General features: G+C 51.1%; 11 protein-coding genes. 2 read left to right on the plus strand and 9 right to left on the minus strand.

What is annotated here, in order from left to right:
• The first annotated feature begins 158 nt into the window (after window positions 1–158).
• Window positions 159–2,204, plus strand: coding sequence for a sensor histidine kinase (locus MIB40_RS15960; protein ID WP_249696318.1), 2,046 nt, complete (start codon window positions 159–161; stop codon window positions 2,202–2,204).
• Between the two features lie 23 nt (window positions 2,205–2,227).
• Here the strand turns inward: MIB40_RS15960 and MIB40_RS15965 are convergent, their stop codons facing one another.
• Complete coding sequence (locus MIB40_RS15965; RefSeq protein WP_249696320.1) at window positions 2,228–2,713, minus strand: GAF domain-containing protein; 486 nt, start codon at window positions 2,711–2,713, stop codon at window positions 2,228–2,230.
• Between the two features lie 268 nt (window positions 2,714–2,981).
• On the opposite strand from MIB40_RS15965, the gene MIB40_RS15970 reads away from it, so the two are divergent.
• Window positions 2,982–3,773, plus strand: coding sequence for a type 2 periplasmic-binding domain-containing protein (locus MIB40_RS15970; protein ID WP_249696321.1), 792 nt, complete (start codon window positions 2,982–2,984; stop codon window positions 3,771–3,773).
• A gap of 30 nt (window positions 3,774–3,803) precedes the next feature.
• On the opposite strand, the gene MIB40_RS15975 is transcribed toward MIB40_RS15970, so the two are convergent.
• The 8 genes from MIB40_RS15975 to nosZ all read right to left on the minus strand — a co-directional run bounded on the left by MIB40_RS15975 (window position 3,804) and on the right by nosZ (window position 13,376).
• The gene (locus tag MIB40_RS15975; RefSeq protein ID WP_249696323.1) at window positions 3,804–5,156 is read right to left on the minus strand and encodes a class II 3-deoxy-7-phosphoheptulonate synthase; all 1,353 of its coding nucleotides are present in this window, start codon (window positions 5,154–5,156) and stop codon (window positions 3,804–3,806) included.
• A gap of 90 nt (window positions 5,157–5,246) precedes the next feature.
• The gene (gene mnmH / locus MIB40_RS15980; RefSeq protein WP_249696325.1) at window positions 5,247–6,341 is read right to left on the minus strand and encodes a tRNA 2-selenouridine(34) synthase MnmH; all 1,095 of its coding nucleotides are present in this window, start codon (window positions 6,339–6,341) and stop codon (window positions 5,247–5,249) included.
• Window positions 6,342–6,343: 2 nt separating this feature from the next.
• Complete coding sequence (selD, locus tag MIB40_RS15985; RefSeq protein WP_249696327.1) at window positions 6,344–7,381, minus strand: selenide, water dikinase SelD; 1,038 nt, start codon at window positions 7,379–7,381, stop codon at window positions 6,344–6,346.
• Window positions 7,382–7,578: 197 nt separating this feature from the next.
• On the minus strand, window positions 7,579–8,208 hold the full coding sequence (locus MIB40_RS15990) for a nitrous oxide reductase accessory protein NosL (protein WP_249696329.1): 630 nt from the start codon (window positions 8,206–8,208) through the stop codon (window positions 7,579–7,581).
• Between the two features lie 11 nt (window positions 8,209–8,219).
• On the minus strand, window positions 8,220–9,050 hold the full coding sequence (locus MIB40_RS15995; RefSeq protein ID WP_249696331.1) for an ABC transporter permease: 831 nt from the start codon (window positions 9,048–9,050) through the stop codon (window positions 8,220–8,222).
• Window positions 9,035–9,952: an ABC transporter ATP-binding protein gene (locus tag MIB40_RS16000; protein WP_249696333.1), complete on the minus strand. Its 918-nt coding sequence runs from the start codon at window positions 9,950–9,952 to the stop codon at window positions 9,035–9,037. Before MIB40_RS16000 ends, MIB40_RS15995 begins: the two co-directional genes overlap by 16 nt.
• Complete coding sequence (locus tag MIB40_RS16005) at window positions 9,949–11,337, minus strand: nitrous oxide reductase family maturation protein NosD (protein WP_249696335.1); 1,389 nt, start codon at window positions 11,335–11,337, stop codon at window positions 9,949–9,951. The genes MIB40_RS16000 and MIB40_RS16005 overlap by 4 nt, the downstream gene beginning before the upstream one ends.
• A 134-nt stretch (window positions 11,338–11,471) precedes the next feature.
• Window positions 11,472–13,376: a TAT-dependent nitrous-oxide reductase gene (gene nosZ / locus MIB40_RS16010; protein WP_249696337.1), complete on the minus strand. Its 1,905-nt coding sequence runs from the start codon at window positions 13,374–13,376 to the stop codon at window positions 11,472–11,474.
• Between the last annotated feature and the right edge of the window lie 92 nt (window positions 13,377–13,468).

Below are 13,468 nucleotides of genomic sequence, written 5' to 3' on the forward strand. Positions count from 1 at the left end.
TTCAGGCGAACCCAGACTCTTTGTTACGCCTTTTTGAAAGGTCTGGACCTTACTGCAAAGACCTGCCGCGATTCTGGATTCGCCTGAAAGCCAGAATTCATCTGATTTATTCTGAGGTGCCCTAGCGAAGTTGCAGACTTTAGTCCATTCTGAAGGCTATGAAGGTAAAGACCCAGTTTCTGCTTATCCCGTTTTTGACCGCTTTTCTGGTCGGCTATGTTGCCCTCACATTTTTTGCCGTGCAGGGCTCGCAAGCGATAAAACTCTCTAACCTGTATGAATCTCACCTCAATGTGGCTGATACATTGGAAGCCTATCGAACCGATTTAATTCGTCTGCACTTGTCCCTGTTCAGCACCCTAACATCCAATCAGTCCGCTCCAGACCAGCAGGAGCAATTGCGCTCTGAAGTTGCAGAGATAGAGTCTCGGATCATCCAGATCGAGAACATTCGCAAACAGATTATTTTTACTCCCCAGGAAACAGTTGCCCTGGAGCGGATCAGCCAGGAGTTTGGCTACTATCTCCGCGCGACTAGCGAACTCATTCAAAACGTACCAATAACAGACGCATCGTCTGACCCGGAGACCCTGGCTAACGCTAACCAGAGCTTCCAACTCGCGACCTTAAATCTGAGCAATTTCCTGACCACTCGCCGGGAAAACAGCATAGAGCAGCTGTTCCAGATACAGGATAAAGCCGATGAGGAGTTATCCCGATTGGGCACTCTCTTGCTGCTAACCATTGCTTTTATTGTAATCAGCTGCTGGATTGTTTCCCGTCAGCTACAAGGCAGCATCGGCAAACTGGTTTCTACTCTCGGGGAATTATCCCAGGGAAACACCCGTATCGAGGTTCCCCAAACAACTGCCAACAACGAGTTTCGTGATATTTTTTCTGCGGTGGAAAATTTTCGTAATACTCAGATCAAGTACCAGCATTCAAGGCAAGCCCTTGATAGCCGTAGCCGGGAACTTGAGCGACTGTTATCTACTATCCCCGGGATGGCCTATCGTTGCGAAAAAGATGAACGTCGAAACCTGTTGATGGCCAGCGCTGGCTGCCTGGATTTAACAGGGTACCGAGCTGAGGAGTTGACCGAGAGTAAGCTCATCAGTTACGCCGAACTCATCCATCCTGATGATCTGCCTCGTATTCTCGACCAGATAGAGGATGCGACTTTGAATCAACATACCTTTCAGCTCACTTATCGCCTGATTGATCGCAATCAGGAAACTCGCTGGGTACTTGATCGGGGCATGGAGGTGTTCGATGACGATACCAATTTGGGTACCCTGGAAGGGCTGGTGATCGATATCAGCGAGCGCAAGCAGGCAGAGGAGCAAGCCCGCAAGCTCAACAGCCAACTTGAACACCGGGTTGAAGAGCGAACCCAGGATCTGCAACAAACCATTCAGCAAATGACCGAACTGCAAAACCAATTAATCGAATCGGAAAAACAAGCCTCGCTGGGTAGCCTGGTCTCTGGCGTTGCACTGGAGATAAACACCCCTATAGGAATCTGTGTTACTGCTACTTCCCACCTCGAGATAGAAGTCAATAAATTACTGAGAAAGATTGAAAGCGAACAGCTCAGGCGAAGCGAACTGGTTCAATTCGTAGCCCTGTTCAATGAAGGGCTGCAGTTAATTCAGAGTAATGTACGTACCGCTGCAGGCCTGGTTAACAGCTTTAAACTTATGGCCGCTGACCGGGATAACGAAGAGCTCAGGTCATTCTATCTTAATGAATACCTCGGCGAACTGATTAACGGTATCAACCCCAGACTGCATACCCAAGGACACAGTATCAGCCTGAACTGCCCAGACAACCTGATGTTACACAGCTATCCCGGTGCCTTTTACCAGATCATCACCAAGCTGGTAGATAACTCGGTCGAACACGGGTTTGCTCATACGGCAAATGGGCATATCAACATTGAGGTCGAAGCCAGTGATGGCCTGCTCAGGGTGATTTACACAGACAACGGTATCGGGGTGGGTGACAACGTCAAAAAGCACATTTTTGAACCCTTCTACAGTGCCGGTGAAAAGCGTAAGCAAGGGCTGGGATTGAACATTGTCTACAACACAGTAACCCAGATGCTACAAGGGCAAATCCATTGCTCAAGCGAACCTGGCCAAGGTATCTGTTTCGAGATTGAAGCCCCAATTGATGCCGTATCCAAAGCCAACTCACAGTAATTTTGGGTGTGTCACCCCTCCTTTTAGCGCCGTAAAAAACTAAAATCGCTTTGGCTTAATAACTGTGTGATAGGCATCAAGCCTTGTAAGTCAGCTTCGGTAAATCGCCCCAGATCGGGACTATCCAGATCAAGCACACCAACCAAACCCTGAGAGTCACAAAGCGGAATAACCAGCTCACTGTTACTGGCAGCATCGCAGGCGATGTGACCTGGAAAATCATGCACATTGGCAATAACCTGTGGATTACCACTAGCAGCCGCCGTACCGCATACTCCTGTCCCCAGTTCAATTCGGACACAGGCCGGATTACCCTGAAACGGCCCGAGCACTAACTGGCCATCCTGAGCCAGATAAAACCCGGCCCAATTCAGGCGCTCCATCTCCATAAACAACAAGCTGGAGAGATTTGCCATATTGGCAATTGCATCAAGTTCGGTTCCCAGCAAGTTTTCCGCCTGTTTGAACAGTCGCGGATAAAATGAGGATTCATCAGAAATAATAGTCATAAAATTCCAAAATCAATGTTGCAGAGTCCCTTTACCCAAAACGGAACACCTACTGTCCATATCCGGGGATGATCAACCAAAGCCAAGACTCTTTTCCTATTGCCGAGCAGACAACCCCGCTCAGCAAACACAAACCGGAAGACAATCCAAATTCGGTGAACAAGGCCTTCATACTTCCCACTTAGCCATGATAAGCTTTGGCCAATTGACTCGTATACCGCTTTCCTAACCGTTAGCGCAATAGTCGCAACCAATACTCAGAATAATCATGCGCCTTAGGTTACTTAGTTCCTTTTCCGCCCTCTATCTGATGTTGGCTTCCTTTGAAGCACACAGTCAAAGCTGTGATCAGGTAAGGCTTTCCGGTCATCCTAACCTGCCTCCCGTGGTGTGGGGAAATTACCTTTCGATCCTGGGTTCTGCCCCTGAGCTTGTCAGTGAAATGCTGTCTGAGCATGGCATTTCAGTGACCACCGATTTCAAGGGCGGCTACAACCGGGTGTTGCGGGATTTCAAAATGGGGAAATTTGATATCAATCCAGCCATGGCACGCACCCCTGAGGCTGAAGAGTACACGTTGTTCGTCGAGCCACCCATTTACACCCAAAGTTACATTGTTATCACCAATCGGCGCAGCGGCCTCAATATTTCATCCTGGGAACAGCTTCGCAAGCTCAAAGGAGTTGCCTCCAAAGATACCTACCTGGGAGCACGCTTTGAGGCCTTTGCCAACAAAGAGCTCGATCTGATACGAATCCAGAACGCCAAGCAGGGCCTAAAAATGCTCAATGTCGGCCGCGTCGACTATGCCATCTACCCTCAGATCCAGGACGACCTGTTTGTTTCCCTGCTCGATATGGAGGGTGTTTTCGAGAAAATGCCCGTCGATGTAGCGACCTTCGAGCTCTATGTCGGCATATCCAAAGCCAGCCCCTGCACCTTTCCTATGGAAGCAATGAGCGACTGGATCCAGCATTCGTTCAAAAGCGGGCATTCATCCCACGTACTTAACGACAACCTCTACAAATGGATGGGCTACGGCCTCGACCGCAAGCCCTGATCCGGGGCATGTGAGCGAAGCCTCGCAGCCTTAACTACGGCTCTCCTTTAGCATTTCTGCGATCAGAAAAGCCAGTTCCAACGCCTGGTCAGCGTTGAGTCGTGGGTCACAATGAGTATGATAACGATCCGCCAGGCTCGCTTCGGTAACGGATCCGCTGCCACCGATGCATTCGGTGACATTTTTACCCGTCATCTCAAAATGCACGCCCCCCGCATAACTGCCTTCGGCCCGATGCACATCAAAGAAACCTCTCACCTCACCCAAAATCTGATCAAAGGGCCGCGTCTTGTAGCCATTGCCCGCTTTGATGGTATTGCCGTGCATCGGATCACAGCTCCAAACAACCTTGGCACCCTCACGCTGAACTGCTTGCAACAGAGGCGGAAACAATTCTGTTATCTTATTCGCCCCCATACGCACAATAAGGTTCAGTCGACCGGCTTCGTTTTCGGGGTTTAAACGCTCAATCAGTCGCAGCAACTCATCTTCGGTGATGGTAGGTCCAACTTTGAACCCGATCGGATTACAGACGCCGCTCAGGAATTCCACATGGGCCGAGTCAAGCTGGCGAGTGCGGTCGCCAATCCACAGCATATGGGCCGAGCAATCATACCAATCGCCGCTCAGGCTGTCCCGACGGGTAAAGGCCTGTTCGTAGTTTAACAACAGGGCTTCGTGGGCGGTGTACAGGGTCGTCTCTCGAATCGCTTTGGTGTTTTCCGCCGTCATGCCGCAGGCTGCCATAAAGCCCAGGGTTTCATCAATACGGCCTGCCAGATTCTGATAGCGCTCGCTAAGAGTACGATCACGAATAAAATCCAGATTCCAGCGATGTACCTGATGCAGGTCTGCCATTCCTCCCTTGGAAAAAGCACGCAGCAGATTCAGGGTCACCGCCGCCTGATTCGACGCCTGCAACAATCGCTTGGGATCGGGTACTCGCGCCGTCGCATCAAACTCGATACCGTTGACGATGTCCCCGCGATAACTGGGCAATTCCACACCATCGACCGTCTCCGTATCGGCGCTGCGAGGTTTGGCAAACTGACCTGCCATTCGACCGACTTTAACGACGGGACAACTGGCCCCAAAGGTTAAAACAACAGCCATCTGCAACAATACTTTGAAAGTATCGCGAATCGTATCGGCGCTAAATTCAGCAAAACTTTCTGCGCAATCTCCTCCCTGTAGCAGAAAAGCTCGTCCCTCTGCCACCTCAGCCAGTTGCTGTTTCAGATCTCGTGCTTCGCCGGCAAACACCAGCGGAGGAAATGCTTCCAGTTTCTGTTCCGTCGCCTTTAACTCGGCCGGATCCGGGTATTCCGGTTGCTGCTTTATCGGGCAATCTCTCCAGCTTGAGGGTGTCCAAATCGGGCTCATACTTGATCCTTTAAATAACACAAAATACGGTGTTCAAAATAACGACAATAGCGTTGACAGAGCGCTAGTTCCTAAGCAAAAAATCGTTATTTACTCACTTTTTAAATACTGAACAACTTCGGTAAAGCTACCACGAAAAACGACACGGTCTATCTTTTGACCCAACTGGTATTCATACATTGGGTCGTAGTACTGTTCCAGTACCTGGGCAATCGCCGCTCGATACAACCCCGATACGGATTCCAGCTGATGACTGGCCAGCGCTTGCTCAAGGCCGCTACGCAATTGCTGATAACGCTCGCCGCCTAGCCGACGACGAATGCCCTCTATGGCTTCAAGCAGGTAATCAGAAAAACATGCATACCCCTCGTTTTCACCATAATAAGACTGGTATGCGACCAGCATATCCTCAACATATTCTTTCTGCAGGCGTTCGATACGCTCTTCGATATCGGCTTCAATCACAACCACCGGTGCTGCCAGCATAGCGGTCTGCAAGGAATCGGGTAAACCACAGCGTCCCACCATACGGCTTTCATCTTCCAGCACCATATGAGGATAATCCGCTTGACGAAGCTTAAGCATACGGATCGCCAGATTATTTTCGAAATTGATCTGGGTAGGCTGACCACCAATCTGTTTGCCGAAGCTGGACCCTTTATGGTTAGCCAATCCTTCCAGATCAATAGCGTTATCAATTTCTGCCAGCAACGGGGTTTTACCAGTACCCGTAAACCCACCCACAATCTGAAAGCGGGCAGATGTTGCAATCTCGTCAATGCTGTCTATTAAAAAACGACGCATCGCCTTGTACCCGCCCTCAATAAAGGGCACATCCATTCCTGCCTCGGCAAGCCATTGCTGAGTTACCCGTGAACGCAGCCCACCACGGAAGCAATACAGATAGCCTTCTGGATGATCCTCGACAAAACGCTTCCAGCTATTCAGCCGTGCTTCGCGAATATCTGGCGTGGCCAGTTTATTACCCAGCGCAATGGCCGCGTCCTGGCCTGCATTTTTATAATGGGTGCCAATTTTCTCCCTCTGCTTATCATCGAGCAAAGGTATATTTTCACTGCAGGGAAAAGCTCCTTTATCAAACTCGATCGGTGCCCGGACATCCATCAGGGGCACATCGTTGAGGAACAAAGGCAGGTAATCGTTGCTATTGGGTCGTCGCGCCATGATCAAAGTACCTCGACGCGTTTACCGCCACGCGCAGGCATCAGCTCACCAAAACATTCCAGACTCAACCCTTCTGCTCTGGTCAGCTCAAGAAAACGAGCCTCGTCATCGGGTTCAACCGCAACCAGCAAACCGCCACTGGTTTGTGGATCACACAATAGTTGCTGTAACGTCTCGGCCATAGGAACAGCCTTATGCCCATAGCTTTGGTAATTGCGCAACGCACCACCAGGCACACAACCTTGCTGCCGGTAGAACTCAGCCTCGGCAATAACGGGTACCTTGTCCATACGAATTCGGGCATCCAGATCACTGCCCTCACAAAGCTCCAACAGATGACCCAGCAAGCCAAACCCGGTGACATCGGTCATGGCACTCACACCGGGCAGGGTCGCCAGCCTGGCGCCAATGGTATTCAGGCTGCACATGCTGTCGCGCGCAATATGACTGTGCTCGGGCTGTAATAGCTTTTTCTTCTGCGCAGTCGACAGAATACCTACGCCCAGGGGTTTGGTAAGGTAGAGGCGGCTTCCAACCGTGGCCGTATCGTTACGCTTGAGTTGTTGCAAGGACACCTGTCCGGTTACTGCCAGGCCAAAAATCGGCTCCGGGGCATCGATACTGTGGCCTCCGGCCAGCAAAATACCCGCGTCCAGGCAGGCCTGGCGCCCCCCTTCAACGACCTGGCTGGCTACTTCCGCATCCAGTACATTGACTGGCCAGCCAAGAATCGCAATCGCCATCAAAGGCTTGCCGCCCATAGCATAAACATCACTGATGGCGTTGGTGGCGGCGATACGTCCGAAATCAAACGGGTCATCAACGATGGGCATAAAGAAATCGGTGGTACTGATAATGCCGGTACCGTTGCCCATATCGTAAACGGCGGCATCATCTTTTGAGCTATTACCCACCAGCAGGCGTTCGTCGTCGGGTAGAGCCAAATTGCTTTGCAGTATTTGATCCAAGACGCCCGGGGCTATTTTGCAGCCGCAGCCAGCGCCGTGACTGTATTCCGTGAGTTTGATGCTGTTGCTCATAGCAGGGCCTGCAGAAGGAAATCGGGCATACGTTAGCAGCTTTGGCGCAAGATGCAATTTCCCATCCATTTACCAGTCTCCGGGTCAACCAGAGAGACCGGTTGCCGATCGCAAGACCATACAAGTCTCAGTTAATAAAGAATCATGCCAAAGCGTACCCACTCTGTTAGACCAGGTTTAACGACCAGCAGAATGGGTTATTGTGATGCAGTTATGGCCTGGGCATCAGGTTGCTTTTTTGCAGACGGCGCTCCATCGATTGCTGGCAAGGCCTGCCCACGATGAGCAGGCATCATCGGACTGCCCATGCTGTTCAGGGTATCCATGGTCACCTGATCAAAGCGGATAAGCTCACCGCCATTGATGCCGATAAACGCCCGGGCATCCGATTCCTCGGCAAAGCTGGCCAAGGCGGGTCCCATTGCCCCCTTAAGCCGGGAGTTAATCACAAACCAGGCATCCCTGGCGTTAATAAACTGCTCATCATCGGGAAACTCCCAGGGCACCCTGGCCATATTGTGCACCCAGATGCTCTCAATGCTTGCACGGTGCTCCGGATCCAGCGCGTAGGCAAACAGATCCCGTGTCGAGCAAAACTTTTTCACCTGTCGAGCGCCTTGCTGGGTTAACTCCCCTTTTGGACCCACAAAGTTGGTTATCAACATGCCGCACAAATGACACTCATCTGCACTTTCTATCGCCACCGCCTGCTGCACCATCCGCTCTGAATCGGTCTCGCCACAACCAGTTAAGGTGAGAACAAGCGCCAACCAGACTCCCGTCAAAAGCATCTGGATCGATTGGGTTCTTGCCAATATGCGTTGCATTACAGATTCCATCAGATTGATCGTCCTTTGAATAACCAGACTGCCGCCGCCGTGAGTGCACCCAACCAGGTCACCAGTACCATAATAAGAAAGAAAGTAGAGAAACCCGCACCGCCTGCGGTGGCCATCAAACCATTGACCACCTCACCATCGCTCAGAAATCTGAGATTCAATAAACGAAAGACATCGGTGGGGTTTAACAACAGTAACCAGGGGAAAATATCTTCGTTGATGCGCCCTTCGGTCGCGACCAATATACCGAGCAGTCCCAAATCAAAGACCAACACGAAGAGAAACCACATCAGCAGCGCCATACCGGCGGCCTTGGTTTTTTCCGCCACCCGGGCACTGAGTACGTAGGCCATGGAAATAAACACCCAGCCCAACAAGCAAGCCGAAAGGATCAATATGGCAAAAGCCGGAATCACCTCACTCCAACTGGCTTCCGCAGCAAATAACCCCATGATAAGAGCAGCCGAGCCAAAACCGATGACCGTAGCGACAACCAGAATCCCGCCTTGTCCCATCCACTTACCCAATAACAGTTGAGTGCGAGTCAAGGGATAGGTCAGCAATAGCAATAGCGTACCGTTTTCCGCCTCACCGACCAGGGCATCGTAGGACAGCAGCAATGCGATCAGAGGAATCACTACGACCGCCAGGCTGGACAAACTGGCTATCGTGGTAGAGACCGACGTAAAGCCCACAAACCCCGACGCTGCTGCTCCAAAATAGGCCAACCCGATCGCCATCAGAGCAAGGGTAGCGGCAATCGACAGTATCCAGCGATTACGAACGCCATCAAGGAACTCCTTTCCTGCCACAATCAATATGCTGCGCATGATCTATCCTCCTGCTCGCAAAAGTGGCTGTAAAGATCTTCCAGGGAGGGCACCTGCCACTGGAAATCTTCCACCCCCGGTATAGCCGCTGCGGTTTTCCACAGATTTACTTTCTCCTGGAGATTCCCTTTAACAACCACCTGGCCAGGTTCTGAATGCTGAATCCTTGTTTGCCATTCTGCAGGCATTCCCTGCTCTATCGCATCCCCTCGCAGGGTTAGCTGCAACGGTAAATCCGCCTGCAAACGCAATTGCTCGATAGTTCCCTGCGCCAGCAACCGGCCATGTCCGAGTATGGCCGCCTGATCAATATATTGTTCAACCCCCGGAAGTACATGAGAACAGAGCACCACCGTACAACCCTGATCCTTAAGGCGCTGTATCGATTGATAGAAGGCCCGGGTCGCTACCGGGTCTAGCCCGACTGTTGGTTCATCGAGTAATAACAACCTGGGATTGCCCAGCATAGCCTGGGCCAGACCCAGGCGTTGACGCATACCTTTGGAGTAAGTCCGCACCTTACGATGACAGGCATGATCGAGACCAAGCTCCTGCAACAATGTATCGCATTGGCTCATGCCCACGCCTTTGAGCCGGGCAAAGTAACGCAACACCTCAAATCCGGTCAGCTGATCGTAGAAACTGACATTTTCCTGCAAGAATCCGATCTGTTGGCGACGGCTGCGAAATTCATTGCTGGCCGGATCCATTCCCAGCACAGAAACTTTACCCTGATCAGGAGTCAACAAACCAAGGATCAATTTAATGGTAGTGGTTTTACCCGCACCGTTGTGACCAAACAATCCCAGCACTTCACCCTCGCCCAAGGAGAGGGAAACCTCTTTCAGGGCCTCGACGTTGTGATAGCGTTTCGCAGCACGTTCAAGGGAAATAATACTCATAATGTCTCAACCTCTTTCTGCTCTGCCGTCCGCATAACCTGGCCCTGCTCGACATCTTTTATCGATCCGGACTTCAAACGCACCGGGTTTGCCATCAAGGGGAAACTGTCCCGTACCCCCTGAGCCTTGAACACCGGGAACTCACGCTGTACCCAGCGCAGCAGTTCTACCGCCGGGGCATTGACCAGAACTCGGGACAGGGGATAGCGCCAAAGCACCTGATCCATACTGTCATTGGGCTCGTAGGCGACATCGCCCATACCGTCGCCATCCATATCCCACCCCAGATAATCACTCCAGAAATTACCCCGGCCCTGATCCGACCATTCCTGTTCACGGCTAGCAACGTATTTGACCTGTTGACGGTTGCCGACAAACGCGTTGAGGGTAATCAGGTTATCTTCGGACCCGGCGGTTAAATGAATGCCCAGATCGCTATCGGCAAACAGATTCTTGCGAATGGTGTTGTAAAGCGAGTTATAAACAAACAGCGCCTTACCATCAGCCCCCTCCACTTTACGACTGACACGATCTGCGGCATGCAATGCCCGGCTGCTCTGCACCCCTTCTACGTGATTATTGGCAACCGTTGAGTAGGTGACAAAATTCAGTAACACACCGTAGTTTTTGTCATTGACCGATACATTGTCGGTGACGGTCAGTCGTGTTGATTGCATCAGTGCATAACCGGTACGGGTGCGTTCGGTACGATTGCCCACCACCCGATTATCGTTGGAATACATATAATGCACACCAAACCTTAAATCGTGCAGATAGTTATCTTCCAGGCGATTATTGTTGCTGGTCAGAATGTAGAGCCCGTCCCGGGTATGCCAAACCTCATTGCCTCGAATTTCAGCATCGGTAGTAGTGGACAGATGAATACCATTGCCACGATCGGCAGAACGCAGCTCAGAATTGCCTTCCACGCGATTGCCAAGTACTCGACTGGATACCGTATTATCCAGCCAAATGCCAAAGGCATCACCCTTGAGATAATTATTGCTGATCAGCGTATTGGAAGCTTTATCAACAAAAATACCCGCATTGGTGGCCGTCAGATCACGCCCCCAATTGCGAATATAAAGATTAGTAATAGTCACATTATCGGCGCGCACTCGTAGAGCATCCAGCTGCCCTCCACCATCAATAATGGCGCCTTTTTTGCCGATCAGGGTTATTTCCCGATCAATAGTAAAATTCCCTTGATAGACACCCGTTTCCAGTTGGAGTTGGTCTCCATTCTGAGCGTTATCAAGCACCGTCTGAAGTGACTGATCAGATGTAACTATCAGGGTTGCTGCCAGAGATTGAGGACTGAGCGTGAGCATCAGACCAACCAATAATGCAGCAGAATAAAAATGTGTCAGATTCATTCGATTCATAGCGTGCATACCCTTAGCGAGAACACTGAAATGTCCTGCCATTAAGGCCGGAAGCCTTATTATAAACGCGGTAGCTTACGGGTGGCACCAGGCTTACAAACCCGGTGCCACTCCAGTTTCCCTGCGCAGGTGGGTTAGGCCTTTTCTACCAGCATTCGGCCACGCATCTCCATATGGAGCGCATGACAGAACCAGTGGCAGTAGTACCAGAACACGCCGGGTTTATCCGCCATAAAGGTAACGGATGAGGTTTGCTGTGGTGAAATTTCCATACTCACGCCATGGTCACTGACACAGAAACCGTGGCCAACATCCTCCACCTTATCAAGGTTGGTGACCACTACGGTTACCTCATCACCCTGCTTGACTCTGAACTCATTCATGCCGTAAGCCGGAGCCATTGAGGTCATATAGACGCGGACCTTGTTGCCCTCGCGAATCACCTTGCTGTCTTTCTCCAGGGTAATGCCGTCTTTCTTGGCCATCGCTACGGTTTCAGCGAAGATCGGATCATCGCGACTCCAAAGCTTGGCTGGCTTAACCTTACTACGGTGGACAATGATGCAGTCATGGGGCTCCGCAAAGGCGGGACCATCGTGTACCAACTTCATCTCCTCGCCAGAGATATCGATCAGCTGATCGTTTTCCGGACGCAATGGACCCACCGGCAAGAAACGGTCTTTGGAGAACTTGCACAGGGATACCAACCACTTACCATCAGCGTCTTTGGTCTCACCCATGGTAGTGTGGTTGTGACCTGGCTGGTAGTGAACATCCAGCTTCTGACGGATGTAATTGACCTTGTCATCGGTGTAGGCCTTGATGGCGTCTTCGATGTTCCATTTCACAATCTGACTATCGATAAACACGGTGGTGTAGGCATTGCCACGCTTATCAAAGGCCGTATGCAAAGGTCCTAATCCAAGCTCAGGTTCACCCACGATAGTATCGCGCGGCTCAATCTTGTCCTCGAACAGATCGTCCAGCTTGTCGATAGCGATCAAGGAGACGGTGGGAGACAACTTACCATTGGCCACAAAATACTTGCCATCGGGCGAAGTATTGATACCGTGAGGGCTCTTGGGTACCGGAATATAACGGGTTAAATCCGATCCCTTACGGCCATCCAGCACCGGCACCTTGGAATCACCAATGGTCTGGAACTTGCCGGCTTTCACAGCCGCTTCGATCCGAGGCAAATTAAATACGACGGTCCAGTCACGCTCGGAAGCGATCATCTCGGGCAGAGTCATGCCTTTCTCGGAGTTATAGCAAGTAGAAGCAAAGTACTTACCCTGGTAGTCCGCATCGGTGTTATCAAGGTTACCGTCAACGATTACCTGGGCAAAAACCTCCATCTTTTCAGCGTCGATGATATTGAACATTGAAAAGTAGTTTTGCGGATTGTCCAGATCCCGGCCGTCGTTTGGCAGTGGAATCTCGTATTCTCCGTTGCAGAAAAAGTACTTGGTGTAGGGTACTTTCTGCACGCGCATACCGTGAATGGCCTGCACATTCGGGACGGTCAACATCTTATCAACTTTCATCACGTCGCAGCGAATACGGGCAACTCGGGTGTTCGCCTTGTCGTTTATAAAGACATACTTACCGTCATAGGAGCCGTCGGTCATACTCATGTGCGGGTGGTGAGAATCACCGTTCATATACTTGTGGCTATCCCCCATGATGCGCTTACTTTCGTTGGTCATCCCCCAACCGGTAGCACTGTCATGGTTAAATACAGGAATACGCATTAGCTCACGCATAGAGGGGATACCCAGGATGCGCACTTCACCCGATTGGCCACCACTCCAGAAGCCATAGTATTCATCCAGTTCACCTGGACCAACGCTGCCTTTAGCATCGCCTGCAGCCAAGGCCGCAGCCGGTGTCAAACTGGCACCAATGCCAGCCGCCGCCGCACCTGCCAATGCGGCCGAACCGCCTAAAAACAGGCGACGACTCATGCGCACATGCTCGCTCACACTCTTATCTTCAGTATCGATACCGATACTGCTCTTGGTTTTATCCTTATCCATTTGGATTTCTCCTGCACGGTTGAACTCATTTCCGCAATACTGCCGCGGTCGTTACCTATCACCTATCGTTTGGCTTTCGCCAGCTCGAGTTC

This window comes from Aestuariirhabdus haliotis, from assembly GCF_023509475.1.
Taxonomy (GTDB): Bacteria; Pseudomonadota; Gammaproteobacteria; order Pseudomonadales; family Aestuariirhabdaceae; genus Aestuariirhabdus; species Aestuariirhabdus haliotis.

Bases quoted from the DNA above. Each gene is read 5' to 3' on its own strand.
- MIB40_RS15960 (WP_249696318.1), top strand. From the start codon at position 159: ATGAAGGTAAAGACCCAGTTTCTGCTTATCCCGTTTTTGACCGCTTTT.
- MIB40_RS15965 (WP_249696320.1), bottom strand. From the start codon at position 2,713: ATGACTATTATTTCTGATGAATCCTCATTTTATCCGCGACTGTTCAAA.
- MIB40_RS15970 (WP_249696321.1), top strand. From the start codon at position 2,982: ATGCGCCTTAGGTTACTTAGTTCCTTTTCCGCCCTCTATCTGATGTTG.
- MIB40_RS15975 (WP_249696323.1), bottom strand. From the start codon at position 5,156: ATGAGCCCGATTTGGACACCCTCAAGCTGGAGAGATTGCCCGATAAAG.
- mnmH (WP_249696325.1), bottom strand. From the start codon at position 6,341: ATGGCGCGACGACCCAATAGCAACGATTACCTGCCTTTGTTCCTCAAC.
- selD (WP_249696327.1), bottom strand. From the start codon at position 7,381: ATGAGCAACAGCATCAAACTCACGGAATACAGTCACGGCGCTGGCTGC.
- MIB40_RS15990 (WP_249696329.1), bottom strand. From the start codon at position 8,208: ATGCAACGCATATTGGCAAGAACCCAATCGATCCAGATGCTTTTGACG.
- MIB40_RS15995 (WP_249696331.1), bottom strand. From the start codon at position 9,050: ATGCGCAGCATATTGATTGTGGCAGGAAAGGAGTTCCTTGATGGCGTT.
- MIB40_RS16000 (WP_249696333.1), bottom strand. From the start codon at position 9,952: ATGAGTATTATTTCCCTTGAACGTGCTGCGAAACGCTATCACAACGTC.
- MIB40_RS16005 (WP_249696335.1), bottom strand. From the start codon at position 11,337: ATGAATCGAATGAATCTGACACATTTTTATTCTGCTGCATTATTGGTT.
- nosZ (WP_249696337.1), bottom strand. From the start codon at position 13,376: ATGGATAAGGATAAAACCAAGAGCAGTATCGGTATCGATACTGAAGAT.